Here is a 25,211-nt window from a genome sequence, read left to right on the forward strand (position 1 = left end):
TCGCGCACCGGTCCGCCCGGCGTGCCTCCCCGTGTCGCGGCGCGGGCGGGCCATGGTGCGCGGATCTGGCACGATGGGTACGTGCCCTTCCGCCATACCGCCCCGCCGAGCGCCGGGCGACCTTCCGGCATGCGCTCCGACCGGCACGAATCCCGCCCGCTGACGAGCGACTCGTCCGGCCCGGTCGTCCCGCAGTATTCCGGACCGTCCACCCCCTCCGCATCGACGCCGCCGGCGTCGGCCGCACCGGCACACCGGCATTCGGCCGCCGCGTGCCCGACCGCCCCGGCCGCCCACCGGCCGGTGCCGCACCGGCACACCACCGCGGCGCACCCGCAGTCCCCGGCCGCGCCGGGTGGCTGGCGCCGCCGGTCGGTGCTGCGGCTCGTCGGTACGACCGCCATCGGCCTCCCGACGCTCACCGCGCTCGCCGCCTGCGCCGAGGACGACACCGTGCACGCCCCAGATCTGCTTGCCGCGCAAGAGGTTCTGGCGCGCGCCGACGCCGCGGCCGCCCAGGCCGCCATCACCCTGGCGCCCCAGTCACAGGCGGCGCTGACCACGATCGCGACCGAGCGCGGCGCGCACGCCGACGCCCTGCGCACCGAGATCGACCGGGTGATCGGCGTCTACGGCGACGGCACCACCCCGGTGCACCGCACCGGTGAGATCACCGTGCCAGGCCCCGACGGCGGCCTCGTGCCCGCCTCGACCGTGGCGAACGCCACGCAGCCGCTGACGATCGCGCAGCTGCGCGATCAGCTGGTCCGCTCGCAGCAGTCCGCCGCCGCGCTGGCCCGCACCGAATCCGGTTACCGCGCAGGCCTGTTGGCCTCGATCAGCGCGGCCTGTGCCACCCAGGCGGGAGTCCTGCTGACATGACCGAGCAACGTCAGGCGCTGCAGCGCGCGCTCGACAGCGAGTACGCCGCCGTCTACTCCTACGGGGTGATCGCCGCCTACGCCAATGCCGACCGGGCGCGCACGGTCGCCGAGTTCAGCGCCGCGCACCGGGCCCGGCGCGACGCCACCATCGAACTGCTGGAAGCCGGCGGCACCGCTCCCGAGGCGGCGGGCGCCGCCTACACCCCGCCGTTCCCGGTCGACGATCCGATCCCCGCGGCGCGCCTGGCGGTCGCGGTCGAATCCGATTGCGCCGCAGCATGGTACGCCGTCGTCGAACAGGCCGCCGACGCCGACGTGCGAGCCACCGCGACGGAGGCGCTCACCGAGTCCGCCCTGCGCCGGGCACGCTGGCAGGCGATCCTGGGCGCGAACCCGGTCACCACGACCTTCCCCGGTCGCGCGGCGGTGTAGTCACCAACGACATTCGGCAGGCCCTCGCTGTCACCGAGCTGCCCCAGCGGCTCGACGGGCACTGCCGCCTCGGCGACGCCGCGGCCCCGGACGCGCCGTCCAGGCACGATCGCGAGCACTTCCGACCCGGCGCCCTCGGCCGCCCACGATGACGTAGGCGGCCGGGGGTGCATCCGGCTACGGGCGCATCTCGTACGCACCGTCGTAGGACGCCACCTGCTGCCACACCCGGTCGAAACGCGCGGCGTCGGCGACAGGGCTGCGCAGCGCGCCGACGGCCCATGCACGCTGGGCCTCGGTGACCGTCGGCTTCCCGAGCAGGGCGGTCGCGTGGGTGTTGAAGTCGCGGATCTGGAAGTCGAAGACCTGGTCGACGACATCGCGATCGAGCCCGGTGAGCTCGGCCTGCTCGAGGATCAGCTGGCCGTAGACCACGGTGGAGAACAGGTGACCGATGGTCAGCATGAAGTCCAGGTCCTGCTGCTGGGCCGCGTCCGGAGCCGCGGTGAGCAGTAGGGTGCGCAGCGCCTGCGCTTGCTCGTAGAACCGGCCGACATTCGGCACGTCGGCGGCCCGCTCGTAGGCCGGAGTCCAGTCGGCGAACTGCACCTTGCCCGCGCCGCGCGCGGGGCCCTGCTTCCAGAAGAACTCCTGGTCGCCCGGCGCCAAGTCGGTGCCGATCGCCGGGTACTCGGCCGGGTTGAGCAGGTAGTTCGGCATGAACTTCAGGATCTGGCCGACGTTCACGTGCACGGTGCCCTCGAGCCGGGGCAGGTGGTTGATGTAGCGCGAGGCCTGCGCGAAGTAGGTGGCCTTCTCGAAGCCCTTGGCCGCCAGCACATCCAGCAGCAGGGTCATCGCGACCTCGCCCTCGGAGGTCACCTTGGACTTGGTCATCGGGTTGAACAGCAGGTAGCGGCGGTCCTCGAGCGAGGCGCTGCGGAAGTAGTCCACCGCGCGGTCGCTGAACAGCTTCATCGCGATCAGGCGCGCGTAGGCGTCGACGAAATTGCCGCGCACATGGCCGAAGTCGGTGACCGGGTTGCCGTAGAGGATGCGGTTGTTGGCGTGGGTGATGGCCTCGAAGAACGAGTGCTCGACCATGCCGATACTGCCGTGGCAGAGGTTGAACTTGCCGACATTGACGGTGTTCAACGCGGCCGAGAAGCCCTCGGGCCCTTCGTGCAGCACGTCGGCGGCGGTGACCGGATAGTTCTCCAGCCGGAAGTGGCTGACGTACATCTGGCCGTGGATGACGCTCTCGACCAGGTGGTAGTCGTCGTGGCGGCTGTCGGCGGCGAACCAGATGTAGCCCTCGGCGCCTTCGACGTCGCTGCGCCGGCAGAACACCGACACCATCGAGGCGACGTTGCCGTTGCCGATGTAGTACTTCTCCCCGTTGGCGCGAAACAGGATTCCGGCCTCGGCGTCGGCACTGCCCGGCTCGCTCGGGGTGAGGATCAGATCGGTGTTGTAGATGTCGGCGCCGTGCTCGCGCTCGGACAGCGCGAACGCCATGACCTGACCGGCGTCGAGGTCGGCGGCGGCCTTGCGCTTGGCGATCTCGTTGTCGCTCTGCCAGATCGGGCCCAAGCCCAGGATGGTGACCTGCTCGGCGTACCAATACGCGAGGCCGTAGAAGCCGAAGATCTCGGCCAGCGCCGCGTTGCGGGCGGCGTCCCAGCGCTTGTTCGGGTCGCCGTCGGCGTAGGCGGCCGGGGTCAGGAAGGTCGCGAACAGCTTCTCTTTCGCGACGAAGTCGAGGAACTCCTGAGTCCAGACCGCATCGCGGTCATCGGCCAGCAGCTGTGCCTTGCCCTTGGATTCGAACCACTCGATGGTGGCTCGCAGCAGCCGCCGCGTCTCGGCATCGAAGTGCTGAGGATCGTAGGTGGCGGGGTTGAACAGCAGGCTCGGCGAACTCGTCATGGGAGCTAACTTAGCAGCGCCGCATCGGGCCTCGAGGCTTTGACCTGCAGGTTTCCCCTACGTAGCCGTAAGTTGGCGGCGGCTATTGTTGCTTCACGCAATCAAATGTATTGTTTGATTCATGCAAGCAAACAAGGATCAGGTCTCCGAACTCGCCCGCACGACGAGCAGGTTCGCCGAGGCGATGCGCCAGGGGACATCCCGGGCGTACGACCCGGTCCGGGTCGGGGTGCTGCAGGCGGTGGCGGAGTCGGGTCCGCTGCGCGCCGGGGAGATCGCCGAGCGTCTGGACGCACTGCCCTCCTCGATCACCCGGCACGTGCAGACCCTGACGGAGGCCGAGCTGGTGCGGACCGCGCCGGACCCGGCCGACCGGCGGGCGGTCCTGGTCGAGATCACCGACGCGGGACGTGCGGAACTCCAGCAGTTCCTCGAGGTCGGCGACCAGGTGTTCGGCGCGGTCATCGCCGACTGGCCCGCCACCGATGTCGTCACCCTCACCCGCCTGCTGGACCGGTTGATCACCGACTGGGCGCAGGCGGGACCCACGCAGCAGCACCGAGCGTCGAAGCGGCGCGCCGGCGGGTTCGGCTGGAGCCGGACCTGACCAGGGAAAGGACACCGTCATGGCAACCAACGCACCACTGAAGATCATCGTCGCCGGCGGCGGCATCGGCGGACTCGCGCTGGCCAACGGCTTGCGCCGGGCCGGCGTCGCGGTCAGCGTGCACGAACGCGAGGTGCGGCGCACCGACCGGCTGCAGGGCTTTCGCATCCACATCAACCCGCACGGCGCCGCGGCGCTGAACGAGCTGCTCTCCCTCACCCTGTTCGACGCCTTCGTCCGCGCCGCGGGCCAGGGCGGCAACGGTTTCGGCTTCGTCACCGAGCAGTTCGACCGCCTCGTCGATTTCGACGCCACCGAGACCGTCGACGCCGCCACCGACCACTACGGCATCAGCCGGATCACCCTGCGCAAGCTGCTGCTCGCCGACCTCGGCGACGCGGTGCGCTACGGCAGCATGTTCGAGCGCTACGAGCACCGCCCCGACGGCCGGGTGGTCGCGCACTTCGCCGACGGCACCACCGAGGTCGGTGACGTGCTGGTCGGCGCGGACGGCGGCACCTCCCGGGTACGCGCGCAGTACCTACCGCACGCCGAGCGCGTCGACACCGGCATCGTCACCATCTCCGGCAAGTACGCGCTGACCGACGCCGGCCGCGACCGCCTCGACCCGCGCATCCTCAGCCACCCGTGGAGCGTGATCCCGCCCAGCGGATGCGGAATGTTCCTCGCACCACACGAATTCACGCCGACGACCGCCGTGACCGCCGCCGGCGGATTACCCCCCGGCCTGCTCTTCGACGACTCCCAGTCCTATGTCTTCTGGGCGTTCGCGGCCAAACGGGCGCGCTTCGGCACCGACCTCGCCGAACTCACCCCGGCCGAACTGCACGCGACCGCCGCGCGGATGACCAGCGGCTGGGCCCCGCAGCTGCGCCGCCTGGTCAGCGAATCCGATTCGACGACAACGACACTCATCCCGATCAAGACCTCGGTCCCGATCCCCCGCTGGACCGCCACCACCGTCACCCTGCTCGGAGACGCCATCCACAGCATGACTCCGTTCGCCGGGATCGGCGCGAACACCGCCCTGCGCGACGCCCAGCTGCTGTGCCGGATGCTGATCGCCGCCGACCGCCGCGAGCGCGGCCTGCTCGACGCCATCGGCGCCTACGAGGCCGCGATGACCGACTACGGTTTCGCCGCGGTCCGCACCTCGCTCAGCACCGCCGAACGCTCCGTCGCCGACGGCAGGCTCGGCCGGATGATGGGCAAGCTCGTGCTCCGCACGGCGGGCGCGGTGCCCTCGATGAAACGCAAGATGTTCGCCGACCTCGGCGCCTGACCCGGCGACGCGCCGGCCGGGATACCGGCCGGCGCGTGGTGGGGTTCAGCTCATCAGTTCGCCGATCATGCCGGTGCGGGTGCCGATGATCCCGCCGGTGGCGTCGAACTCGACCCGCAGCTCGTACAGGCCGAAATGGGCGAGCAGCATCTGCGGTTCGCCGAACGTCAGCGTCGCGAGGTCGTGGTGCCGGAAATAACCGGCGGCCATCGCCCGCATGGCGGGATAGCGGCTGTCCGGATCGGTCAGGGGATGCAGCAGGTTGGCCGCCGTCTCGATGAGCTGGGCGGCCACATCGGGATCCGACCCCGTCGCGGTCACCGCGTCGTCGGTGACCGCGAAGTAGCGCCACCCGGCGCCGTCCGGCGCCGCGGCCCAGCCGACCGACCCGCCCAGGTCGGCGGCCCCGGCCACCAGCAGCGTGACGACATTGTCGGGATGGACGACGGTGCCGAGGTCGACGCGGTCCACCGCCAGATGCTCGGCGCCGTGTTCGCGCGCCAGCCGGCGCAGCGCGGCGGTACCCGCGCATTCCCGCGCCGCCCACACCCAGATCCGGTGCTCGCTGTCGTAGCGACCGATCTCGGCGACCGCCACCGGGCCACCGGGGACATCGACCAGGTCGCCGTACATCGGCTGCCACCGCAGCGTCGGGGCCGGCCCGTCGACGGCCGCGCCACGCAGCGACCCGTGACCGCCGACGGTGGTCGCCGCCGCCGGCGCCAGCGCGACCAGCAGGCTGTCCGGGAAGAAGGGCGGAATCCGCTCGTGCCTCGGTCCGGCATCGGCCGCCGCGACCGCGCCCGCACCGACGACCTCGGCGTCGACGAGCCGGTCACCGTCGTCGATGCCGACGATCAGCCGCGGCCCGTCGGGCAGTTGCACCTCCACGCCGTCCGGGGTGTCGCGCACGGGCAGGCGATGACGATGGGCGTAGCCGGCCACGACCGCCCGCGCACCGGTGCCGGGCAGCATCCGGGCGGCGGCGCGCACCACACCGGCTACCTGGCCGGGGTCCGGCGTCGCGGAGCGCACCTGCTCGTCGTCGACGATCAGGTAGGCGTACGCGCGCCCGCCGTGATTGAACTTGGTCATGCCGCGGGCGCCGAGCGCACCCAGCGCGATGATCGACAGATGGTCGGCCGCCAGCATCGGATCGGGGAAACCGGCGAGGTCGACGATTCCCTCGGCGAATTCGGGGATCCCGTGCCGTAATCCGAGCTCGCGCACCCGTGTCGACGCCGCGACGCCCGGCAAACCCTCGAGGGTGGGCTTGGCCCACGCCCACATGAAGGTCAGGTCCTCGGCGTAGGTCCCGATCTCGCCGGACCCGGCGAACTCGCGGTCGCCGATCCAGACGCGACCCGCATGATGGTCCACCCGGGTCGGACCCGGCCTGATCTGCTCCTGAAATACCGAATACTGCTCGATCGCCCCGCCGAGATAATCCCGCGCCAGCCGCAACAGCGAATCGCTGAACGTGTCCACGCGCTCGAAACTATCAGCCCGGGGGCACTGCCTTCACGTCGAGCGGTGACGGGGCAATTCTTGCGGCGCAGCGGCTTTCGCCGACCCGGTCACGTGCCGCCGCCGTGACCGGGTCGAGCGAACTCAGCCGCGGATCTTCGCGGTGACCGTGGCGACGGCGTCCTCGGCCGGGATCTCCTCGGCCTCGCCGGTGAACCGGTTGCGCAGTTCGACCTTGCCGTCGGCCCAGCCGCGACCGATCACCAGGATCCAGGGCATGCCGAGCAGTTCGGCGTCCTTGAACTTGACGCCGGGCGAAGCGGTGCGGTCGTCGAAGAGGACCTCGAGGCCCTGGGAGTCCAGACCGGCCACGACCCGCTCGGCGCCCTCGCGGGCGGCGGCGTCCTTGTTCGCGATGACCACGTGCACATCGAACGGGGCGACCTCGGCGGGCCAGCGCAGGCCCTTGTCGTCGTGCTGCTGCTCGGCGATCACCGCGACCAGGCGGGAGACGCCGACACCGTAGGAACCCATGGTGAGCCGGACCGGCTTGCCGTTCTCGCCCAGCACGTCGACGTCGAAGGCGTCGGTGTACTTGCGGCCGAGCTGGAAGATGTGGCCGATCTCGATGCCACGGGCCGACACCAGCGGGCCCGCGCCGTCGGGCGAGGGATCGCCGTCGCGGACCTCGGCGGCCTCGATGGTGCCGTCGGGGGTGAAGTCACGACCGACGACGAGCCCGACGACATGCTTGCCCTGCACGTCGGCGCCGGTGATCCAGGCGGTGCCCGCGACGACACGGGGGTCGACGAGGTAGCGAACACCGTTGGCCTGCAGCGCCTTCGGGCCGATGTAGCCCTTCACCAGGAAGGGGTTGGCGGCGAAGTCGGCCTCGGTGAGCAGTTCCACCTCGGCGGGCTCGACGGAGGCTTCCAGGCGCTTGTCGTCGACCTCGCGGTCACCGGGGACGCCGATGCCGAGGATCTCGGTCTTGCCGTCCGGGTGGCGCAGCTTGACCATGACGTTCTTGAGCGTGTCGGCCGCGGTGACGGTGCGGTCGAGCACCTTCGCCTCGTTGGCCCACTCGACCAGCGTCGCGATGGTGGGGGTGTTCGGGGTGTCGTACTCGACCGCGGCGGGCTGCCCCTCGATGGGCAGCGGCGCGGGCGCGGGCGTGACCACGGCTTCCACGTTGGCCGCGTAGCCGGACTCGACGCAGCGCACGTAGGTGTCCTCACCCACGGGGCTGGCGGCGAGGAACTCCTCGGAGGCGCTGCCGCCCATGGCGCCGGAGGTGGCGGCCACGATCACGTATTCGACGCCGAGACGTTCGAAGATGCGCTGGTAGGCCGCGCGATGGGTGGCGTAGCTGGTGGCCAGGCCGTCGTCGTCGAGGTCGAAGGAGTAGGAGTCCTTCATGGTGAACTCCCGACCGCGCAGGATGCCCGCGCGGGGACGTTCCTCGTCGCGGTACTTGTCCTGGATCTGGTACAGCGTGACCGGCAGATCCTTGTAGGAGTTGTACTCACCCTTGACGGTGAGCGCGAACAGCTCCTCGTGGGTGGGGCCGAGCAGGTAGTCGCCGCCCTTGCGGTCCTGCAGGCGGAACAGGGCGTCGCCGTACTCGGTCCACCGGTTGGTGGTCTCGTAGGGCTCGCGCGGCAGCAGCGCGGGCAGGGAGATCTCCTGGGCGCCGGTGGCGTCCATCTCCTGGCGCACCACGTCCTCGATGCGGCGCAGCGTGCGCAGGCCCAGTGGCAGCCACGAGTACACGCCGGGGGCGACCCGGCGGACGTAGCCGGCGCGGACGAGCAGTTTGTGGCTGGGCACCTCGGCGTCGGCGGGATCGTCTCGCAGGGTGCGCAGGAACAGGCGGGAGAGGCGGGTGATCACGGATGCACAGGGTAGTCCCTGGTCCGGGGCGCCGCGCAAGCCGATATCGGTTCGTCGGCCACCAGCGGCCGGACTCCGGCGACCACGCCGGTACCGTAGGCGATCGTGCTGGTGCTGCTGCCTCCCTCCGAAACCAAGTCCGATGGCGGATCGGGCGCGCCCCTCGACCTGACCGATCTCGCGATGCCGCAGCTCACCGCGGTGCGCGACAAGCTGATCACCGAGGTGATACAGCTCGCGGCCGACCCGGCCGCCGCCACCGCCGTGCTCGGCCTCGGCAAGGCCGCCGACGCGGAGATCGCCCGCAACGCGAGCCTGCGCACCTCGGCGACCCGGCCCGCGCTGGAGCGCTACACCGGCGTGCTCTACGACGCGCTGGACGCGAAGTCCTTCACCAAGGCGCAGCGCGCGAAGGCGTACGCGCGCCTCGGCATCGGCTCCGCCCTGTTCGGCGCGGTCCGCGCGGCCGACCCGATCCCGGCCTACCGCCTCTCCGGCGGCACCAAGTTGCCCGGTCTGCCGACGCTGTCGGCGGTGTGGCGCGACGTGCTGCCCGACGCCCTCTACGCCGAGGCCGCCGGCGAGCTCGTCATCGATCTGCGCTCGGGTACCTACCAGCAGCTGGGCCGGGTCCCCGACGCGATCACCGCCAACGTGCTCACCGAGCACCCCGACGGATCACGCACCGTGGTCAGCCACTTCAACAAGCATCACAAGGGCCTGCTGGCCCGCGCGCTGGTCCTCACCCGCGCGGAGCCGACCGACATCCGCGCGGTGGCGCGGGTGGCGACCAAGGCCGGGCTGCGCACCGAGATCGCCTCCCCCACCGAACTTCTCATCATCACGCGGTAGCGGGTTCCATCAGCTGGATGAGGTTGCCGCAGGTGTCGTCGAAGACGGCGGTGGTGACCGCGCCCATGGGCTGGGGCGGCTGGGTGAACAGGACTCCGCGGTCGAGCAGGCGGCGGTATTCGGCGTCGAGGTCGTCGACGGTGAAGATCATGCAGGGGATGCCGTCGGCGGTGAGCGCGGTCTTGTAGTTCTGGGCGATCGGGTTCTGGTCGGGCTCGAGCAGCAGCTGGATGCCGTCGACGTCGGCGGGCGAGACCAGGGTCAGCCAGTCGTATTCGCCGATCGGCACCCGGTCCTTGACCTGGAAGCCGAGCACGTCGGTGTAGAACTTCTCGGCCTTGTCCTGGTCGTCGACGAAGATGCTGGTCACACCGATGCGGATCATGTGTCCTCCGGGGGGATCGGCCATCGCTCCGATATCGCGCGCAGCGGCGTGAAATCGGCGTGATGGAACTTGTAGCGGCCTTGCCGACGGGTGGTCACCAACCCCGAGGTCTCGAGCATGCCCAAGTGCTGGGTGATCGCCTGCCGCGACGAACTGATCCCGTGGCGGGTGGCGAGCTTGGCGCACAATTCGAACAGCGTCTGCCCGTCCCGCTCGGCCAGTTCGTCGAGCAGCGCGCGCCGCGTCGAATCCGCCAAGGCGGTGAAGATATCGGTCACGGCACGCGTTCCTCCCGTCTCCCCTCGAACGATAGGCAAGCTACCGCTTGCATGTCAAGCATCGATGCAGGTGGGAGGCTCTCGGTTCAGACGGTGGCGGCGGCGAGGGCGGTGCGAATCGCCGCGATGTCGCCGGTGGTGGCGGCCGCGGGCGGCCAGGAATCGCCCGGGACGGCATAGGGGTGGACATAGACCGGGGTGTCGCGCTGGGAACGGCGGCTCTCGGCGAGGGTGCCACCGTCGACGACGTCGTAGCCGAGCGCGTCGATCAGGTGGGCCGCGGCGATCTTGGCGGCCGGATCGTCGCCGAAGACGGGCAGCGCGGAGCGGTCGACGGCGCCCGCGGGCCTGCCCAGCGTGGCCAGGTGTTCGAAGTAGATGTTGTTGAACGCCTTGACGATCTGGGACTCGGGCAGGTGCCGCTGCAGCAGTTCGCTGGTGGTGACGGTGTCGGCGTCGAGTTCGGCGATGGCGCCGTCGCGCTCGGGGTAGTAGTTGTTGGTGTCGAGCACGACCTTGCCCGCCAGCGGGGCGACCGGTACCTGCTGATACGCCTTCAGTGGCACGGTCACCACGACGAGGTCACCGGCGGCCGCCGCCTCCGCCGGCGTCGCCGCCCTGGCCCGCGGCCCGAGCTCGGCGACGAGGCCGGCCAGCGTCTCGGGTCCGCGAGAGTTGCTGAGCACCACGTCGATTCCGGCCGCCACCGCCAGCCGCGCCACAGTCGATCCGATATTGCCGCTGCCGATCAATCCGAGTGTCGTCATGTGCTCGGTCAACCACCGATCCGGTGCGGCTGTTCCCCGGCCGATGGGGAATACCGGCTCACTCCGCGCGCCATTCGACCGCCGCGTCGAGCAGCCGGGCCCGGACCAGGTCGACGTGCGGTCGGGGCGGTGCGCCGACCCGGCGAGCCAGGAAGCCGGTGTTGATCGGCGGGTCCGCCGGATCGAGCAGGGTCACCAGGGTGGCGGCGGCGAGTTCCCGGGCGCAGAGGTAGCGCGGCAGCACGCTGATCCCCGCACCGGCGACCACGGCCGCCAGCACCGCGCGCAGGTCGGGGACGATCAGCGCCGGTGTGGCCTCCAGCCGGGTCTCGAACACGTGCCGCCAGTAGCGGCGCAGGATCGGCAGATCCGCGGCGTAGCTGATGAGCGGGAGGCCGTCGAGCGCGCTCGGTCCGGCGCGGCGCAGCCGGTCGGTGCCGACCCGGGCCGCCACCGCGGGCGCGGCGACGAGCAGGAACTCCTCGTCGGCGAGCGGCTCGGCGAGCACGGTCCGGCCGCGCGGGCGGGCGGTGGCGATCACCAGATCGAGTGTCCCCGCGCGCAATTCGGCCAGCAGGTCGTCGGTGAGCCCGGCGCGGACGGTCAGCCGTACCCCGTCGGCGAGCAGCGGGGCGAGGGCGGGCAGCACCTGTACGGCCAGCATCTCGGCGGGCCCACCCAGCAGCACCGGCGGTTCGGGTGGTACCGGCTGGTCGGCGACCGTGCCGCCGACGACGGACGCGAGCGCGTCCAGCGGGGCGCTCACCCGCGCCGCCAGTTCGTGTCCTGCGGCCGTCGGCGCCACCCCGCGCGGCAGCCGCTCGAACAGCGGCGTGCCCAGGTACCGTTCGAGCGCCTGGACCTGCGTGGTCACCGTGGGCTGGGACAGCCCCACCTGCGCGGCGCCCGCGGTGAGCGATCCGGTCCGGTAGACCGCCAGGAAGGTCCGCAACTGCACCAGATCCATCGAGCCATCGACTGACCTATGTCTCATATAGACCATCCTATTGGTCAGGAAATGCCCGAGTCCCTAGCGTCGGTATCGCGACCCGACGACGCTGCCGGCCGATCGCCACGAAAACCGTTGAATGGAGAAGGAATCCGATGGCACACATCCTGTTCGTCCTCACCGGCGCCGATCACTGGACCCTGGCGGACGGCACGAAACACCCCACCGGGTACTGGGCCGAGGAGTTCGCGGCACCGTACGCGGCGTTCACCGGCGCGGGCCACACCGTCACCGTGGCGACGCCGGGCGGCGTGCTCGCGCCGGTCGACCAGGGCAGTCTGGCGCCCGAGTCGAACGGCGGCGCCGAGCGCGCGGCGGAGATCGCCGAGGTGCTGGCCGGGGCCGAGGCCCTGCGGCAGCCGATCCCGCTCGCCGAGGTCGATCTCGCCGACTACGACGCCATCTTCTACCCCGGTGGCCACGGCCCGATGGAGGATCTCGCGGTAGACCCCGTCTCGGGCGCGCTGCTGGTCGCCGCGCTGGCCTCGGGCAAGCCGCTCGGCGTGGTCTGCCACGCGCCCGCCGCCCTGCTCGCGACCACCGACGCCGACGGGAAATCCCCCTTCGCCGGATACCGGGTCGCCGCGTTCAGCAATGCCGAGGAGACCCAGGCTGGCTTCGCAGGGAAGGCGAAGTGGCTGCTCGAGGACCGCCTCGTCGCGCTCGGCGTGGACTACCGCAAGGGCGAGCCGTGGGCACCACACATCGAGGTCGACCGCACGCTCTACACCGGCCAGAACCCGGCGTCGTCGGCGCCGCTCGCGGCACAGATGCTCGCCGCGCTCTGACCCCACCCCCGGCGGATCCACCCGGGTCCGCCGGGTGGTCGTGTCGCCGCGTGCTTGTGGCGTGGCCCACATGCCCTTACTCTTCGCGCTGTGGATCCCCGTCGTTCGCTGAAGAACAGTCTGCGCGTGCTCGCCGCGGCCGTCTCGCTCACCGCGCTCCCGCTCGCCCCGGCCCAGGCCGAACCCTCGACTCCGGGCGGGGCGACCTACGTCGCACTCGGTGACTCCGGGGCCGCGACCACCGGCGCCGCGAACCTCGACCTCGGCGCGCCCCTGCGCTGCGTGCGCTCCACGACCAACGCGCCCAAACTGGTCGCCGAGCGCCTGCGGCTGACCCTGGACGACCGGACCTGCAGCTCGGCGAAGATCCCCGACCTCTCCGCCTCCCAGACCGCAGGAGTCGCACCACAGCTCGACGCGCTCGGACCCGCCACGAAGATCGTCACCGTGCACATCGGCGCCAACGACGCCGACATGACGAAGTACATCCTCGGCGATTGCCACGCGGGCGCGGCGACGGGCGGTTGCGCCGCCGCGGCGGATCCGGCGTGGGACGCCGGGATCGACGCGATCGCCCCGGCCTACGCCGCCGCCCTCGCCGAGATCACCCGCCGCGCGCCCGCCGCCACGATCTTCGTCGACGGCTGGCCCACCTACCTGGCCGACACCAGCTGCCCCGCGATGCTCGGCCTGCTGCCCGCCGACGCCGCCTACATCCAGTCGAAGTTCGCCCGCCTCAATACCGTCGTCGCCCGCGAGGCCGCCGCGCACGGCGCGATCTACGTCGACACCGTGGCCGCCTCGCCGGCCCTCGGCATGTGCGCCGACCCGGCGGTGCGCTGGTTCGACCCGCTGGTCGCCGACCAGACCCTGCTCCCCTATCACCCCACCCTGGCGGGGCAGCGCGGCGTCGCCGAACTGCTCACCGCCGCCATCGAAGCCAGCGGCGTCCTGCACCGCTGAGCCGATCTCAGTCGGTGAGCTGGGCCAGTTCCGCCGCCAGATTCGCGCGCGCCCGCTCCTCGTAGCGGGCACGGGCCGCCGGAGTCCGGTACAGCACCGGCTGATTCGCGATCGCGCGCAGCACCGAGGCGCGACCGGCGCGGAACAGATCGTCGGGGACGTGCGCGTATTCGGTACGCACGGCGGTCGTGTAGGCGGCGTAGCTCGCCGGCTCGCTACCGAGGACGACCAGGTCGGCATCGCACAGGACCGCGCCGTTGGCGTCACCCGCCTCGGAATCGTGGCCGCGGGTGAGCAGGACCAGCCGGACCACCTCGTCCACCAATGTCTGTCCGGCGCCCAGGGATTCGAGGACATCGCGGGCCAGGTCGGCGCTGCGTTCCTCGTTGTCGGCGCGGTCGACGGCATAGATCGCGTCGTGGAAGAACGCGGCGTAGCGCACCGCGTCGATATCGGCTGCGCTGTCGGCCAATTCGTCGATCGCGCCCAGCATCGCGCGCAGATGTTCGGCGGTGTGATAGTGGCGATGGGGTTCGCTGTAGCGGGCGATGATCCCGGCTCCGAGGGAAACGGAGTCCGGGCCCGCCAGGGCGGTCCAGCGGTCGAGAAGATCCAGCGACGACAACGGCATGCGCTCCAGTGTCGGCCGACGCCCGCTCGCCGACAACCCCGATTCGCTGTGAGATCGGCGCACTCGGCCTACCGCGGGTCGCCACCGCCGGTGAGTTCACGGACCAGCAGCGCGGTGTGCAGCGAGGTGCGGGACTCGCCGTCGTCGAGATCGACGCCGAGAATGCGCTCGATCCGGGCGAGGCGGTCGTAGAGCGTCGGCCTGCTGATGGCCAGTGCCTTGGCGAGCTCGGTCTTGTTGCCCGCCAGGTCCAGGAAGCGGCGCAGGGTGGCGGTCAGGTCGGCGCCGTGCCGGATGTCGTGGCGCAGCAGGGCACTGAGTTCGGTCTCGGCGAAGCTCTGCACCCGCGGGTCGTCGCGGATCAGTGAGAGCAGCCCGCGCAGCCGGATATCGGCACTGCGGAAGAACATTCGGGTGGGCGCGGCGCGCATCGACGCCGCGACGGCCGCGACCTCCATCGCGTCGGCGAGCCCACTCGCGGTGTCGAGCAGGGCGTCGGAATCGGGGCCGACGCCGATCACCGCGTGCCGGACACCGTCGACCCGGCGCACCTCGGTGAGCACGGCGGCGCACACCGTCGCGAGCTGATCCTCGACGACGGCGCCCCGGGCGAGCGCCAGAATCATCGCGACCCGGTCCCCGTCGACCTCCGCGCCGAAACGACCGCCCGCACCCCACGGCCCTGGTCTGCGCTCGGCCGCGCTGAGCGCCGACGCGCCGACGAGACCGAGCCCGTGGGTCACCGCTTCGACCACCGCCGCGCTGCGTCGCTGCGCCGCCACCGGATCCGGGTCGGCGACGGCATCGATATCGATGGCCAGCGGCACGTAGCGGGCGTGCCGGTGCAGTCCGAGCGCGGCCGCCCGCGCCTGCGCGTCGCGCTCGTCGGCGACCCGGCCATCGACGAGATCGGCGATCAGACCGGTCTGCGCCCGGCGGTGCAGCCCGAAGCGGTCCTTGTCGATCATCCGGTGCAGGGTGAGGGTCTGCGCCGCGCGTTCGAGCACCATCCGCGCGCGCGGTGTCGGTCCCCGGTCCGAGCGCAGGATCAGCCTGCCCCAGCGCTGCATCTGCGGGCCGACATCGACCACGCCCTCGCCGTCGGGCAGCAATCGCGACATCGCTTCCCAGTCCTCCAGCAGCGCCGAGGACGTGGTGTGCCGGGCGGTCGCGGCCAGCACCCGGTGCGCCAGATCCTCCAGGACGACCGACGCGTCGAGCATGGTCGCCGCGGTGCGCACGATCTCGGCGAGCGCGGCCCGGCGCACACTGAGCTCGGTGAAGGTCTCGTGCACGGTCCGCGCGAATTCGAGCTCGGCGTACTGGTCGGCGACGATCGCGCGATGGACGGCCTCGGTGATCTCGACGAAGCGGGTCACCCGGTGCAGCACGATCACCGGCAGCCCGAGTTCGGCGGCCGTGGCCGCGACGACCGGCCCCAGCTCGCTCACATAGCTACCGAGCTCGACCACCAGGCCCGCGACCCCGGCGGCGGCCAGCGAGCGCAGATAGGCGACGCGCGCCGGTTCCGGCGCGGCGAGCGCCTGCCCGGTGGTCAGGATCAGCTCCGCGCCGACCAGCACCTCCGCGACCTCGGCCAGGTCGCTGACATGCACCCAGCGCACCGGCCGGTCCAGGTTCGCCCCGCAGATCACTTCGGGCTGACCGGCCTGGACCACCGGCGTGGCGAGTACGTCGGCCACGGTCAACAGCACCGACGAAGCGTAATACGAAACCCGCAACTCCGTACAGATCGTCGGCCCTCGCGCGCGGGGGAATGGACCAGGGTGGAAGCACCACCGTTCCCGGCGAAACGAGGTCTCCATGCAGTCCATCGGCCATTGGATCGACGGCAAGTCCGTGACCGGCACCAGCGAGGCGACCGCCCCGGTCACCAACCCCGCCACCGGGGTGGTCACCGGCGAGCTGGCCCTGGCGAATGTGGCCGACACGCGCGCGGCGATCGACGCCGCGACGGTCGCGTTCGCGACCTGGCGCGAGACCTCGCTGACCCGCCGCACCCAGGTGCTGTTCCGGTTCCGCGAGCTGCTCGCCGAACGCAAGCAGGAGCTGGCGGCGATCATCACCGCCGAGCACGGCAAGGTGGCCGCCGACGCGCTGGGCGAGGTCACCCGTGGCCTGGACGTCGTCGAATTCGCCTGTGGCATACCGCATCTGCTCAAGGGTTCGTTCACCGAGAACGCCTCGACCGACGTCGACATCCATTCCGTCCGCCAGCCGCTGGGCCCGGTCGCGATCATCTCGCCGTTCAACTTCCCGGCCATGGTGCCGATGTGGTTCTTCCCGCTGGCCATCGGCACCGGCAATACCGTGGTGCTCAAGCCGAGCGAGAAGGACCCGTCGGCGGCGCTGTGGCTGGCGCGGCTGTGGCAGGAGGCCGGGCTGCCCGACGGTGTGTTCAATGTCGTGCAGGGCGACAAGGTCGCCGTCGACGAGCTGCTGGACAACCCCGGGATCAAGGCGGTCTCGTTCGTCGGCTCCACGCCGATCGCCAAGTACGTCTTCCAGCGCGGCACGGCCGCGGGCAAGCGGGTGCAGGCGCTGGGCGGGGCGAAGAACCACATGGTGGTCCTGCCCGACGCCGATCTGGACCTGGCCGCCGACGCCGCGGTCAACGCCGGATTCGGGTCGGCCGGTGAGCGGTGCATGGCGATCAGCGTGGTCGTCGCGGTCGGCGGGGTCGCCGACGACCTGGTCACCCGGATCGCCGAGCGCGCGGCGACCATCGTCACCGGGGACGGCACCTCCGGCGCCGACATGGGCCCGCTGATCACCCGGGCCCACCGCGATCGCGTCGCCGAGTACATCGACGCGGGCGAGCACGCCGGCGCCCGGGTGGTGCTCGACGGTCGTCCGCTGATCGTCGAGGGCGCGCCGGACGGATTCTGGCTCGGGCCGACGATTCTCGACGGTGTCACGCCGTCGATGAGCGTCTACACCGACGAGATCTTCGGGCCGGTGCTCTCGGTCGTGCGGGTCGGCACCTACGAGGAGGCGGTCGCGCTGATCAACGCCAACCGCTACGGCAACGGCACCGCCGTGTTCACCAACGACGGCGGCGCGGCGCGCCGGTTCCACCACGAGGTGGAGGTGGGCATGGTCGGCGTCAATGTGCCGATCCCGGTTCCCATGGCCTACTACAGTTTCGGTGGCTGGAAGAACTCGCTGTTCGGCGACTCCCACGCGCACGGTACCGACGGCGTGCACTTCTTCACCCGTACCAAGGCGATCACCACCCGCTGGCTCGATCCCAGCCACGGCGGGCTGGAACTCGGCTTCCCGCAGAACAAGTGACCGGACAGGAGCATTGTCGATGACGCTTTCCGACGAGGCCGCCCGCGCCTACGAACTCGATCGCCGCCACGTCTTCCATTCCTGGTCGGCGCAGGCCCAGCTGTCCCCGATGGTGCTCACTGCCGCCGAGGGCTGTTACGTGTGGGACGGTGAGGGCAACCGGCTGCTCGATTTCTCCTCGATGATGGTGAACACCAATATCGGGCACCAGCATCCGAAGGTGGTCGCCGCGATCGCCGCACAGGCGGCCGAACTGTGCACGGTCGGACCGACTTTCGCCAATGCCGCCCGGTCCGAGGCGGCCCGGCTGATCAGCGAGCTCACACCGGGCGACCTGGACAAGATCTTCTTCACCAACGGCGGCGCCGACGCGGTCGAGCACGCGATCCGGATGGCGCGGCTGCACACCGGGCGGCCCAAGGTGCTCGCCCGGTACCGCTCCTATCACGGCGGCACCGAGACGGCGGTCAATGTCACCGGCGACCCGCGACGCTGGCCCAACGATCACGGCACCAGCGGGGTGGTGCACTTCTTCGGCCCGTTCCTGTACCGCTCGGAGTTCCACGCGAGCGACGAGGCGCAGGAGACCCAGCGCGCGCTCGAGCATCTCGAGCGCACGATCGTGATGGAGGGTCCGGCCACCATCGCGGCGATCGTGCTGGAATCGGTGCCGGGCACCGCGGGCATCATGGTGCCGACCACCGAGTACCTGCGTGGTGTGCGGGAGCTGTGCGACCGGCACGGCATCGTGTTCATCGCCGACGAGGTGATGGCGGGCTTCGGCCGCACCGGAAAATGGTTCGCCATCGACAATTTCGAGGTCGTCCCGGATCTGATCACCTTCGCCAAGGGCGTGAACTCCGGCTACGTGCCGCTGGGCGGCGTGGCGATCAGCGGGGCCATCGCGGCGACGTTCGCGGACCGGCCGTACCCGGGCGGGCTCACCTATTCGGGTCATCCGCTGGCCACCGCGGCGGCGGTCGCCACCATCACCGCGATGCGTGAGGAGCGGATCGTGGAGAACGCGGCCGAGATCGGCGCACGGGTCATCGGGCCGGGGCTGCGGGAACTCGCGCAGCGGCATCCGAGCATCGGCGAGGTGCGTGGACTCGGGGTGTTCTGGGCGCTCGAACTGGTCCGCGACCGCGCGACCAGGGAACCGCTGGCCCCGTACGGCGGCACCAGCCCCGCGATGACCGAGCTCGTCGCCGCCTGTCGGCGCGGCGGGCTGCTGACGTTCGTGAACTTCAACCGGCTGCATGTGGTGCCGCCGTGCGTGATCAGCGAGGCCGAGGCCAAGGAGGGGCTGGCGATCCTCGATCAGGCGCTCACCGTCGCCGACGCGCATACCGTCGACGCGCCGTAGGACCGCCCGTTTTCGCGGCGGGCGGAATGCGCCCGCCGCAGGACACGTTGTCCCGGAGCGTGACTGATACCGCAGTGCTTTCCGACGAACTGAAGTCGTATCTGGACGAGGAGAAGGTCTACGCGACCGTCGCCACCGTCGGCGCGAACGGGCACCCGCATCTGACCGTCGTCTGGATCAAACGCGAGGGCGACGACCTGCTGTTCTCCACCACCGTCGCGCGGCAGCAGGCCAAGAACCTGGTGCGCGACCCGCGGATCACGGTGATGGTGAACCCGCCGGAGCGGCCGTTTCTCTACGCCGAGATCCGGGGCACGGCTGCCACCACCACCCCGGATCCGGAGCGCGCGCTGCCCGACGAGATGTCGCTCAAATACACCGGCAAGCCCTACCGCGAGTTCAATCCCGCCTCCGTCGACGACGCCGAGCGGGTGATCGTCCGGATCACCCCGCACCGGGTCGCCGGTCGTCTCTGAGCGGGCCGGGGCCCGGCGGCGTCAGCTGCGCTGGGCCTCGTCCTGGGTGTGCTGGGCCTGCACCAGCTGCTGCGGGGTGAACCGCAAGGTCAGCGCGACCAGCGCGGCGAGTACCGCCAGGCCGGCGCAGCACAGCAGCACCAGCGTGTAACCGCTGTTGAGCGCATCGATCTCGGCCGTGGTCATGTCCGCGGCGCGGCCGTCGCGGCCGCCGAGGGACAGGGTGCGCGAGGCCGCGATCGGGCTGAGCAGGCCGATCGCGATCGGGGTCGCCAGGTTCATGAACATCTGCCCGACCGCCGAGAGCGGACCGATATTCGACGACGGCACCCCGACCAGCACGCACAGCGGCGCCAGCACCATGGCGACGCCGACACCGAAGCCGATCACCAGCAGCAGCGCCAGCAGGGTGGGCAGGTATTGCACGTGCCGGTCCAGCGTCGATCCGAACAGCAACCCGCAGGCCAGCACGACCGCCGCCGCCGACAGCAGCCAGCGCGGCGCGATCAGCAGCGCCGCCTTCGACGCCACCGCGCCGCCGACGCCGATGCCGATGGTGAACGGGATCGAGGCGACACCGGCCTGCAACGGGCTGTAGCCGAGTACGTTCTGCAGCAGCTGGGCGACGAAGAACGTCATCGCGCCGAGCACCGCGCCCGCCAGGAAGATCAGCGCGAAGGTGGCCACCCGGTCGCGGCTGTCGAACAGCGACCACGGCAGCAGCGGATCGGATTGCCTGCGCTCGGTGAGCACGAAGATCACCAGCAGCGCGAAGCCGCCGATCAGCGAGCCGAGGATGATCGGGCTGGTCCAGCCCATCGCCGGGCCCTCGGTCGCGCCGAACACGATGGTCGCGCAGGCGAGCGTGCCCAGGATGGCGCCCTTGATGTCGAGCGGGGTGCGGTGACGGGTGGTGTCGGTGAGCTTGTAGACCGCGCCGAGCACGATCAGCGCGCCGATCGGCACATTGATCAGGAAGATCCAGCGCCAGGAGAATTCGGTGAGCGCGCCGCCGACGACCAAGCCGCCGACCGAGCCGATACCCGCCATAGAGCCGACGATCGCGATCGCCTGATTCCGCGCGGGCCCCGGTGCGAAGGTGGTGGCCACCAGCGCGAACGCGGTCGGCGCGGCGATCGCGGCACCCGCGCCCTGGAAGGCGCGCGAGATCAGCAGCATCGCCTCGCCGGTGGCCAGACCACAGGCCAGCGAAGCCGCGGTGAACAGGCCGACGCCGTAGATCAGCATGCGCTTGCGGCCGAAGGCGTCACCGAGGCGGCCGCCGAGCAGCATCAGCCCGGCGAAAGTCAGGCCGTAGGAGGTCACCGTCCACGCGCTGCCCGAACTGGACAGCCCCATCTCCTCCTGCAGCCGCGGCAGCGCGAAGATCACGACGGTGCCGTCGAGCACGACCATGAGCTGCAGGCCGCTCAGTACGAGGATGGCGAGGCCGAAGGCCCGCTTCGTCACCGGATACTGCATCGTCGCAGCGGGTTTATCGAGCACAACGAGGCAGTGTAATTGGCGCGGCGGCAACGCACGGGTGCGCGGCCCGCGAAGCTAGTCCAGCCCGAAACCGGCCGTGGGGCCGATGACGATGATCGCCGGCGGCCGGATGCCCTCGGACTTGACCTTCTCGGCGACCGTGCCCAGATCGGCGCGGACCACGCGCTGGGTGCGCAGGGTGCCCTCCTGGATGACTGCGGCCGGTGTCTCGGCCGGACGGCCACCGGCCAGCAGCGCGGCGGCGAACTTGTCGATCCGTTCCACCGCCATCATCAGCACCAGGGTGCCGCGCAGCTTGGCCAGCGCCGCCCAGTCGACCAGCGAGTCGGGGTGATCGGGGGCGACGTGCCCGCTGACCACGACGAACTCGTGGGTCACGCCGCGATGGGTCACCGGGATGCCCGCGGCGCCGGGCACCGAGATCGGGCTGGTGATGCCTGGCACCACCGTCACCGGGATGCCCGCCTCGGCGCAGGCTTCGAGTTCCTCGTACCCGCGGCCGAACACGTACGGATCGCCACCCTTGAGCCGGACCACGAATTTGCCCGCCTTGGCGCCCTCGACCAGCGCGAGGTTGATCGCCTCCTGCGCCATCGAGCGGCCGTACGGGATCTTCGCCGCGTCGATCACCTCGACGTGCGGGCCCAACTCGGCCAGCAGCTCCGGCGGCGCGAGCCGATCGGCGACGACCAGGTCGGCGCGGGCGAGCAGCCTGCGGCCGCGCACGGTGATCAGGTCGGGGTCGCCCGGACCGCCGCCGACCAGGGCGACGCCCGGGGTCACCGGCTCCGAATCATCGGTCACCACACCGGATTGCAGCGCCTCGAGCAGCCCGTTGCGCACGGCGGCCGAGCGCCGGTGCGCGCCACCGGCCAGCACGCCGAGGGTCAGCCCGTCGTAGCGGGCGGTCGCGGGGGTGACGGCGGTGCCGTCGCGGGCGATATCGGCGCGCACGCAGAAGATCCGCTTCGCGGTCGCCTCGGCGACCACGGCGGCATTGGTCTCGGGTTCGTCGGTGCAGGCCATCGCGTACCAGGCGCCGTCGAGATCGCCGTCGGCGTAGGCGCGCAGCTCGACGGTGAGCTGACCGGCGGTCGCCATGCCCTCGACGGCCGGGGTGACGGCCTTGCTGACCACGTGGACGTCGGCGCCGGCGGCCACCAGCAGGCCGAGTCTGCGCTGGGCGACGGTGCCGCCGCCGACCACGACTACTCTGCGTCCGCGCAGATCGAGCCCGACCAGGTAGTTCGGGTCGCCTGCGGGCGGGGTCGATGCGGTGTCAGACGTGTTCGGCACAATGTCCCAGCCTAGTTCCTGGCTCGCCGCCCGCCGAACGGGCCCGCCGACACCGCCGCCGCGATGCTCCGCGGTCGCCGCCGTCGGCGCGCCCGCGTTGCCGTCCGGACCCCGTGGCACGACAGTGGAGTCCATGACCCAGCCGGACGCACTTCTCGACGTGGCCTACGACGAAGCCCTGCGCGGGCTGGCCGAGGGCGGTGTTCCCATCGGCGCGGCCCTGTTCGACGCCGACGGCACGCTGCTCGGGCGCGGCCGCAATCGCCGGGTGCAGCACGACGACCCGAGCGCGCACGCCGAGACCGACGCCTTCCGCGCCGCGGGCCGCCGTCGCGACTACCGCTCGACGATCATGGTGACCACCCTGTCGCCGTGCTGGTACTGCAGCGGACTGGTCCGGCAGTTCGGCATCGGCACCGTGATCATCGGTGAGGCGCGCACCTTCCACGGCGGCCACGACTGGCTCGCCGAACACGGCGTGCGGGTGCTGGTGCTCGACGACCCGCGCTGCGTATCCCTGATGACCGACTTCATCGCCGATCGCCCCGACCTGTGGTTCGAGGACATCGGCGGCACCGGCGCACCGACGCAGGAGCCACCGACATGAGCGGCGGCATCATCTCGGTCGATCCGGCCGCCGGCGCACCGGCGGTGCCGCGGCCGGCTTCCTGCGCGGGCGCCTGGACTCCATCACCCCGGCCTGATCCGGTACCCCCGTACACTCCCGACCATGCCTGCCTGGTCCCGAGTCGTCCTGGTCGTCGCCGCCCTCCTGCTGGCCGGGCCGGGGCCCGCCGTCGCCGCGCCGCCCTACGAGCCGGCGGCCGGTATCGAAGCGGACTACGCGGCGCCGGGCCCGTTCGCCGTGACCGAGCGGATCGGCGAACTGTGTTGTGACACCACCGGTGCCGCGTTCGACCTGTGGTATCCGAGCGAGCTCGGCACCGGCCATCCGATCGTGCTGTTCGGTGACGGCACGCAGGCGGTGCCCACCCAGTACCGGCACCTGCTGCGGCACTTCGCCTCGTGGGGATTCGTGGTGATCGCGACGCAGAACCAGTACACCGGTTCCGGCATCGACATCCTCTCCTCGCTCGACCGCCTGATCGCCGAATCCGCCGATCCCACCAGTGTTTTCGCCGGGCATCTCGACACCACGGCGGTGGGCGTGGTCGGTCATTCGCAGGGCGCCTCCGGTGCGCTCAACGCGATGCGGCGCGCCGGCGGGGCGATCCGTACCGCGATCACCGTCGAACTGCCCCGCACCGGTCTGTGCTCGGACGCCCTCAGCTGCACCGATCCGGCCGCGATCGATACCGGCTCGGTGTTCTTGATCAACGGATCGGCCGACACCCTGATCTCGCCGTCGGAGCAGTCGCTGCCGGTCGAGGTCGTCGGCGTCCAGTCCCATCGCGCGTACTACGACGCGCTCACCGTGCCGAAGGTGTGGGCGACGCTCGAGGGCGCCGACCACAACGACATCCAGGGCGATCCCGCGTGCGCGGACAACCAGCTCGCCTGCGGCACCGGCGTATACGGCTTCCTCGGCTACCCGACGGCCTGGCTGGCCGCGCGGTTGCGCGGCGACGCCCGCGCCGCGGCGGCCTTCGTCACCGGGTCCGGCGCGTTGTTCGCCCCGTCGCCGCACTGGCGCAATCAGGCCAGCACGTTCACCGGCTGAGCTCAGCCGACATACGGATTGTTCTGTACCCAGCGGAAGTCCGTGCCGCGCAACGGGAAGCTGGCGAGATCCAGCCGGACGAGGGTGACCGTCACCGGCTTGCCGTCCAGCTCGCCGCGCAGCGTCAGCCGGTCGTCGGCGGGCCGGTCGACGGTGAATGTGGTGACCGCCGAGGGCGTCTCGCCCGGGGCCGACGGCGCGGCGGTGAGGGCCATCGTGTGCGCCTCGGCGTCGAAGGTGGCGACCGCCGGCACGATCGAGTCGTCCATCCGCTGATATCCGGCCGAGCCGGTATCGACGATCAGGCGCTGCCAGCGCACCGGATCGGTGGTCAGCGGCGGCACCGGGGTCGACTCGGCGGTGAACTCGGTGACATCCCAGATCCCGTACAGCTCGGGTTTCGGCGCACCGCCGCCGTATTCGTCCCAGGACCGCCCGCCGGCATACACGCAGCCGACCACCACCCACAGACACGCCACGACCTGGACGACGGTCGCCCACCGGTTCGCCCGCGCCGAGTCGAACAGCGGCGGCTGCACGAGTGGTCCCGAGTCCCGTTCCAGCACCAGCACATTCGCCAGGCGCTGGGCCTGCGGCGCGAGCAGCACCAGGCTCATCAGCAGCAGATGCCCGGACAGCATCTTCACCGGCACGTCGAAGGTCAGGTTCAGCAGGAACACCTGCGCCATGCTGATCACGCCGAGCATCGCACCGAGAGTGGCGGTGCGCGGCCAGAACAGCAGCAGCCCGGCGAGCACCTCGGCCACGCCCAGCGATATCTCGTAGGCCGGCGACGAGCCGACCTGGGTCCACAGCATCGACATCGGGCTCAGGTCACCGACGCGGGTGAGCAAGGTGGTGAGCGCGGGCTCGGGCATCTGGGTCGGGATGAGCTTGGCGAACCCGTAGAACAACATCTGCCCGCCGACACACAGCCGCAGCAGGGTGAGGAACCAGCTCGCCATCCGGGGATAGGCGCGCCTGCGCCGGTCGAGCACCGACCAGACCACGGTGATCAGGATCGCGGCCACCAGAACCAGCCCGCACTGGATCCAGATCGCGGCCTGGTCACCGCTGCCGTTCATGGCCAGCTCCGCCTCGACCCCGAACACGTGCTCGCCGATCCAGCGGCTCACCGGGGCGAGCGAGAGCATCTGCCAGGCGATGGCGTCCTCGGGCAGTCGCAGCGCGAACACCCCGAGGAAGACGAAGCTGATCTGCGCCATCCACAGACAGAACAGGCCGAGGTAGGCGACGGTGAACCGGAAGGCGAGCCGCGTCACCGGATGCCAGGTCGGCGGGGGTGGCGGCGGGCTCGCGATCTCGTCGTCTATGCGCTCCGTGGTCACGGCCGTCACCGGTGCCTCCTCGTCGAGTTCGTTT

General features: G+C 71.0%; 24 protein-coding genes. 12 read left to right on the top strand and 12 right to left on the bottom strand.

Annotated elements, in window-relative coordinates; translation table 11 throughout:
* The first annotated feature begins 81 nt into the window (after positions 1–81).
* Positions 82–882, top strand: coding sequence for a hypothetical protein (locus tag NV348_RS04510; RefSeq protein WP_447145838.1), 801 nt, complete (start codon positions 82–84; stop codon positions 880–882).
* The gene (locus NV348_RS04515; RefSeq protein ID WP_447145839.1) at positions 879–1,316 is read left to right on the top strand and encodes a ferritin-like domain-containing protein; all 438 of its coding nucleotides are present in this window, start codon (positions 879–881) and stop codon (positions 1,314–1,316) included. Before NV348_RS04510 ends, NV348_RS04515 begins: the two co-directional genes overlap by 4 nt.
* 177 nt (positions 1,317–1,493) lie before the next feature.
* On the opposite strand, the gene NV348_RS04520 is transcribed toward NV348_RS04515, so the two are convergent.
* On the bottom strand, positions 1,494–3,245 hold the full coding sequence (locus NV348_RS04520; RefSeq protein ID WP_447145840.1) for an acyl-CoA dehydrogenase family protein: 1,752 nt from the start codon (positions 3,243–3,245) through the stop codon (positions 1,494–1,496).
* A 121-nt stretch (positions 3,246–3,366) separates the two neighbouring features.
* Here NV348_RS04520 and NV348_RS04525 point away from each other — a divergent pair, with 121 nt between their 5' ends.
* Together NV348_RS04525 and NV348_RS04530 are read left to right on the top strand one after the other, a co-directional pair.
* Positions 3,367–3,852, top strand: a complete 486-nt coding sequence (locus tag NV348_RS04525; protein ID WP_447145841.1) for a MarR family winged helix-turn-helix transcriptional regulator — start codon at positions 3,367–3,369, stop codon at positions 3,850–3,852.
* 19 nt (positions 3,853–3,871) lie between these two features.
* Positions 3,872–5,155: an FAD-dependent oxidoreductase gene (locus NV348_RS04530; protein WP_447145842.1), complete on the top strand. Its 1,284-nt coding sequence runs from the start codon at positions 3,872–3,874 to the stop codon at positions 5,153–5,155.
* Positions 5,156–5,200: 45 nt separating this feature from the next.
* On the opposite strand, the gene NV348_RS04535 is transcribed toward NV348_RS04530, so the two are convergent.
* Both NV348_RS04535 and NV348_RS04540 read right to left on the bottom strand, forming a co-directional pair.
* Entirely contained in the window at positions 5,201–6,643 is a 1,443-nt protein-coding gene (locus tag NV348_RS04535; RefSeq protein ID WP_447145843.1) for a DUF6882 domain-containing protein, read from the bottom strand.
* A 123-nt stretch (positions 6,644–6,766) separates the two neighbouring features.
* Entirely contained in the window at positions 6,767–8,515 is a 1,749-nt protein-coding gene (locus tag NV348_RS04540; RefSeq protein ID WP_447145844.1) for a proline--tRNA ligase, read from the bottom strand.
* Positions 8,516–8,620: 105 nt separating this feature from the next.
* Between NV348_RS04540 and yaaA the strand changes: the two genes are divergently transcribed.
* A complete protein-coding gene (yaaA, locus tag NV348_RS04545; RefSeq protein WP_447145845.1) occupies positions 8,621–9,367 on the top strand; it encodes a peroxide stress protein YaaA in 747 nt (248 codons plus the stop codon).
* On the opposite strand, the gene NV348_RS04550 is transcribed toward yaaA, so the two are convergent.
* The 4 genes from NV348_RS04550 to NV348_RS04565 form a co-directional block, all read right to left on the bottom strand.
* Positions 9,357–9,749, bottom strand: coding sequence for a VOC family protein (locus NV348_RS04550; protein WP_447150937.1), 393 nt, complete (start codon positions 9,747–9,749; stop codon positions 9,357–9,359). The two genes, yaaA and NV348_RS04550, sit on opposite strands and share 11 nt — an antisense overlap.
* Positions 9,749–10,030, bottom strand: a complete 282-nt coding sequence (locus tag NV348_RS04555) for an ArsR/SmtB family transcription factor (protein WP_447145846.1) — start codon at positions 10,028–10,030, stop codon at positions 9,749–9,751. The genes NV348_RS04550 and NV348_RS04555 overlap by 1 nt, the downstream gene beginning before the upstream one ends.
* A gap of 86 nt (positions 10,031–10,116) precedes the next feature.
* Positions 10,117–10,797: an NADPH-dependent F420 reductase gene (locus NV348_RS04560; protein ID WP_447145847.1), complete on the bottom strand. Its 681-nt coding sequence runs from the start codon at positions 10,795–10,797 to the stop codon at positions 10,117–10,119.
* Between the two features lie 58 nt (positions 10,798–10,855).
* Positions 10,856–11,791 carry a LysR family transcriptional regulator gene (locus NV348_RS04565; RefSeq protein ID WP_447145848.1) on the bottom strand — a complete coding sequence of 312 codons (936 nt, stop codon included), beginning with the start codon at positions 11,789–11,791 and terminating at the stop codon, positions 10,856–10,858.
* 110 nt (positions 11,792–11,901) lie between these two features.
* On the opposite strand from NV348_RS04565, the gene NV348_RS04570 reads away from it, so the two are divergent.
* Complete coding sequence (locus NV348_RS04570) at positions 11,902–12,594, top strand: type 1 glutamine amidotransferase domain-containing protein (RefSeq protein WP_447145849.1); 693 nt, start codon at positions 11,902–11,904, stop codon at positions 12,592–12,594.
* Between the two features lie 90 nt (positions 12,595–12,684).
* Entirely contained in the window at positions 12,685–13,557 is an 873-nt protein-coding gene (locus NV348_RS04575; RefSeq protein ID WP_447145850.1) for an SGNH/GDSL hydrolase family protein, read from the top strand.
* A 7-nt stretch (positions 13,558–13,564) separates the two neighbouring features.
* Here NV348_RS04575 and NV348_RS04580 read toward each other — a convergent pair whose 3' ends face one another.
* Together NV348_RS04580 and NV348_RS04585 are read right to left on the bottom strand one after the other, a co-directional pair.
* Positions 13,565–14,188, bottom strand: a complete 624-nt coding sequence (locus NV348_RS04580) for an HD domain-containing protein (RefSeq protein WP_447145851.1) — start codon at positions 14,186–14,188, stop codon at positions 13,565–13,567.
* A 68-nt stretch (positions 14,189–14,256) separates the two neighbouring features.
* On the bottom strand, positions 14,257–15,903 hold the full coding sequence (locus tag NV348_RS04585; protein WP_447145852.1) for a PucR family transcriptional regulator: 1,647 nt from the start codon (positions 15,901–15,903) through the stop codon (positions 14,257–14,259).
* A gap of 109 nt (positions 15,904–16,012) precedes the next feature.
* Between NV348_RS04585 and NV348_RS04590 the strand changes: the two genes are divergently transcribed.
* From NV348_RS04590 to NV348_RS04600, 3 genes are read left to right on the top strand one after another with little or no spacing between them, the layout of a single operon-like run.
* Complete coding sequence (locus tag NV348_RS04590) at positions 16,013–17,503, top strand: CoA-acylating methylmalonate-semialdehyde dehydrogenase (RefSeq protein WP_447145853.1); 1,491 nt, start codon at positions 16,013–16,015, stop codon at positions 17,501–17,503.
* Between the two features lie 19 nt (positions 17,504–17,522).
* Positions 17,523–18,869: an aspartate aminotransferase family protein gene (locus NV348_RS04595; protein ID WP_447145854.1), complete on the top strand. Its 1,347-nt coding sequence runs from the start codon at positions 17,523–17,525 to the stop codon at positions 18,867–18,869.
* Positions 18,870–18,928: 59 nt separating this feature from the next.
* Positions 18,929–19,345, top strand: a complete 417-nt coding sequence (locus NV348_RS04600) for a PPOX class F420-dependent oxidoreductase (protein ID WP_447145855.1) — start codon at positions 18,929–18,931, stop codon at positions 19,343–19,345.
* Positions 19,346–19,366: 21 nt separating this feature from the next.
* On the opposite strand, the gene NV348_RS04605 is transcribed toward NV348_RS04600, so the two are convergent.
* Both NV348_RS04605 and cobA read right to left on the bottom strand, forming a co-directional pair.
* The gene (locus NV348_RS04605; protein WP_447150938.1) at positions 19,367–20,827 is read right to left on the bottom strand and encodes an MFS transporter; all 1,461 of its coding nucleotides are present in this window, start codon (positions 20,825–20,827) and stop codon (positions 19,367–19,369) included.
* Between the two features lie 78 nt (positions 20,828–20,905).
* Positions 20,906–22,147 carry a uroporphyrinogen-III C-methyltransferase gene (gene cobA / locus NV348_RS04610; protein WP_447145856.1) on the bottom strand — a complete coding sequence of 414 codons (1,242 nt, stop codon included), beginning with the start codon at positions 22,145–22,147 and terminating at the stop codon, positions 20,906–20,908.
* Positions 22,148–22,280: 133 nt separating this feature from the next.
* On the opposite strand from cobA, the gene NV348_RS04615 reads away from it, so the two are divergent.
* Both NV348_RS04615 and NV348_RS04620 read left to right on the top strand, forming a co-directional pair.
* Positions 22,281–22,754 (top strand): nucleoside deaminase, encoded by a 474-nt coding sequence (locus NV348_RS04615; RefSeq protein WP_447145857.1) that lies wholly within the window; start codon positions 22,281–22,283, stop codon positions 22,752–22,754.
* Positions 22,755–22,877: 123 nt separating this feature from the next.
* Positions 22,878–23,828 carry a poly(ethylene terephthalate) hydrolase family protein gene (locus NV348_RS04620; protein ID WP_447145858.1) on the top strand — a complete coding sequence of 317 codons (951 nt, stop codon included), beginning with the start codon at positions 22,878–22,880 and terminating at the stop codon, positions 23,826–23,828.
* Between the two features lie 2 nt (positions 23,829–23,830).
* Here NV348_RS04620 and NV348_RS04625 read toward each other — a convergent pair whose 3' ends face one another.
* Positions 23,831–25,186 (bottom strand): DoxX family protein, encoded by a 1,356-nt coding sequence (locus NV348_RS04625; RefSeq protein ID WP_447145859.1) that lies wholly within the window; start codon positions 25,184–25,186, stop codon positions 23,831–23,833.
* Positions 25,187–25,211 lie beyond the last annotated feature (25 nt).

The sequence above is a fragment of the Nocardia fodinahabitans genome (genome assembly GCF_052983615.1).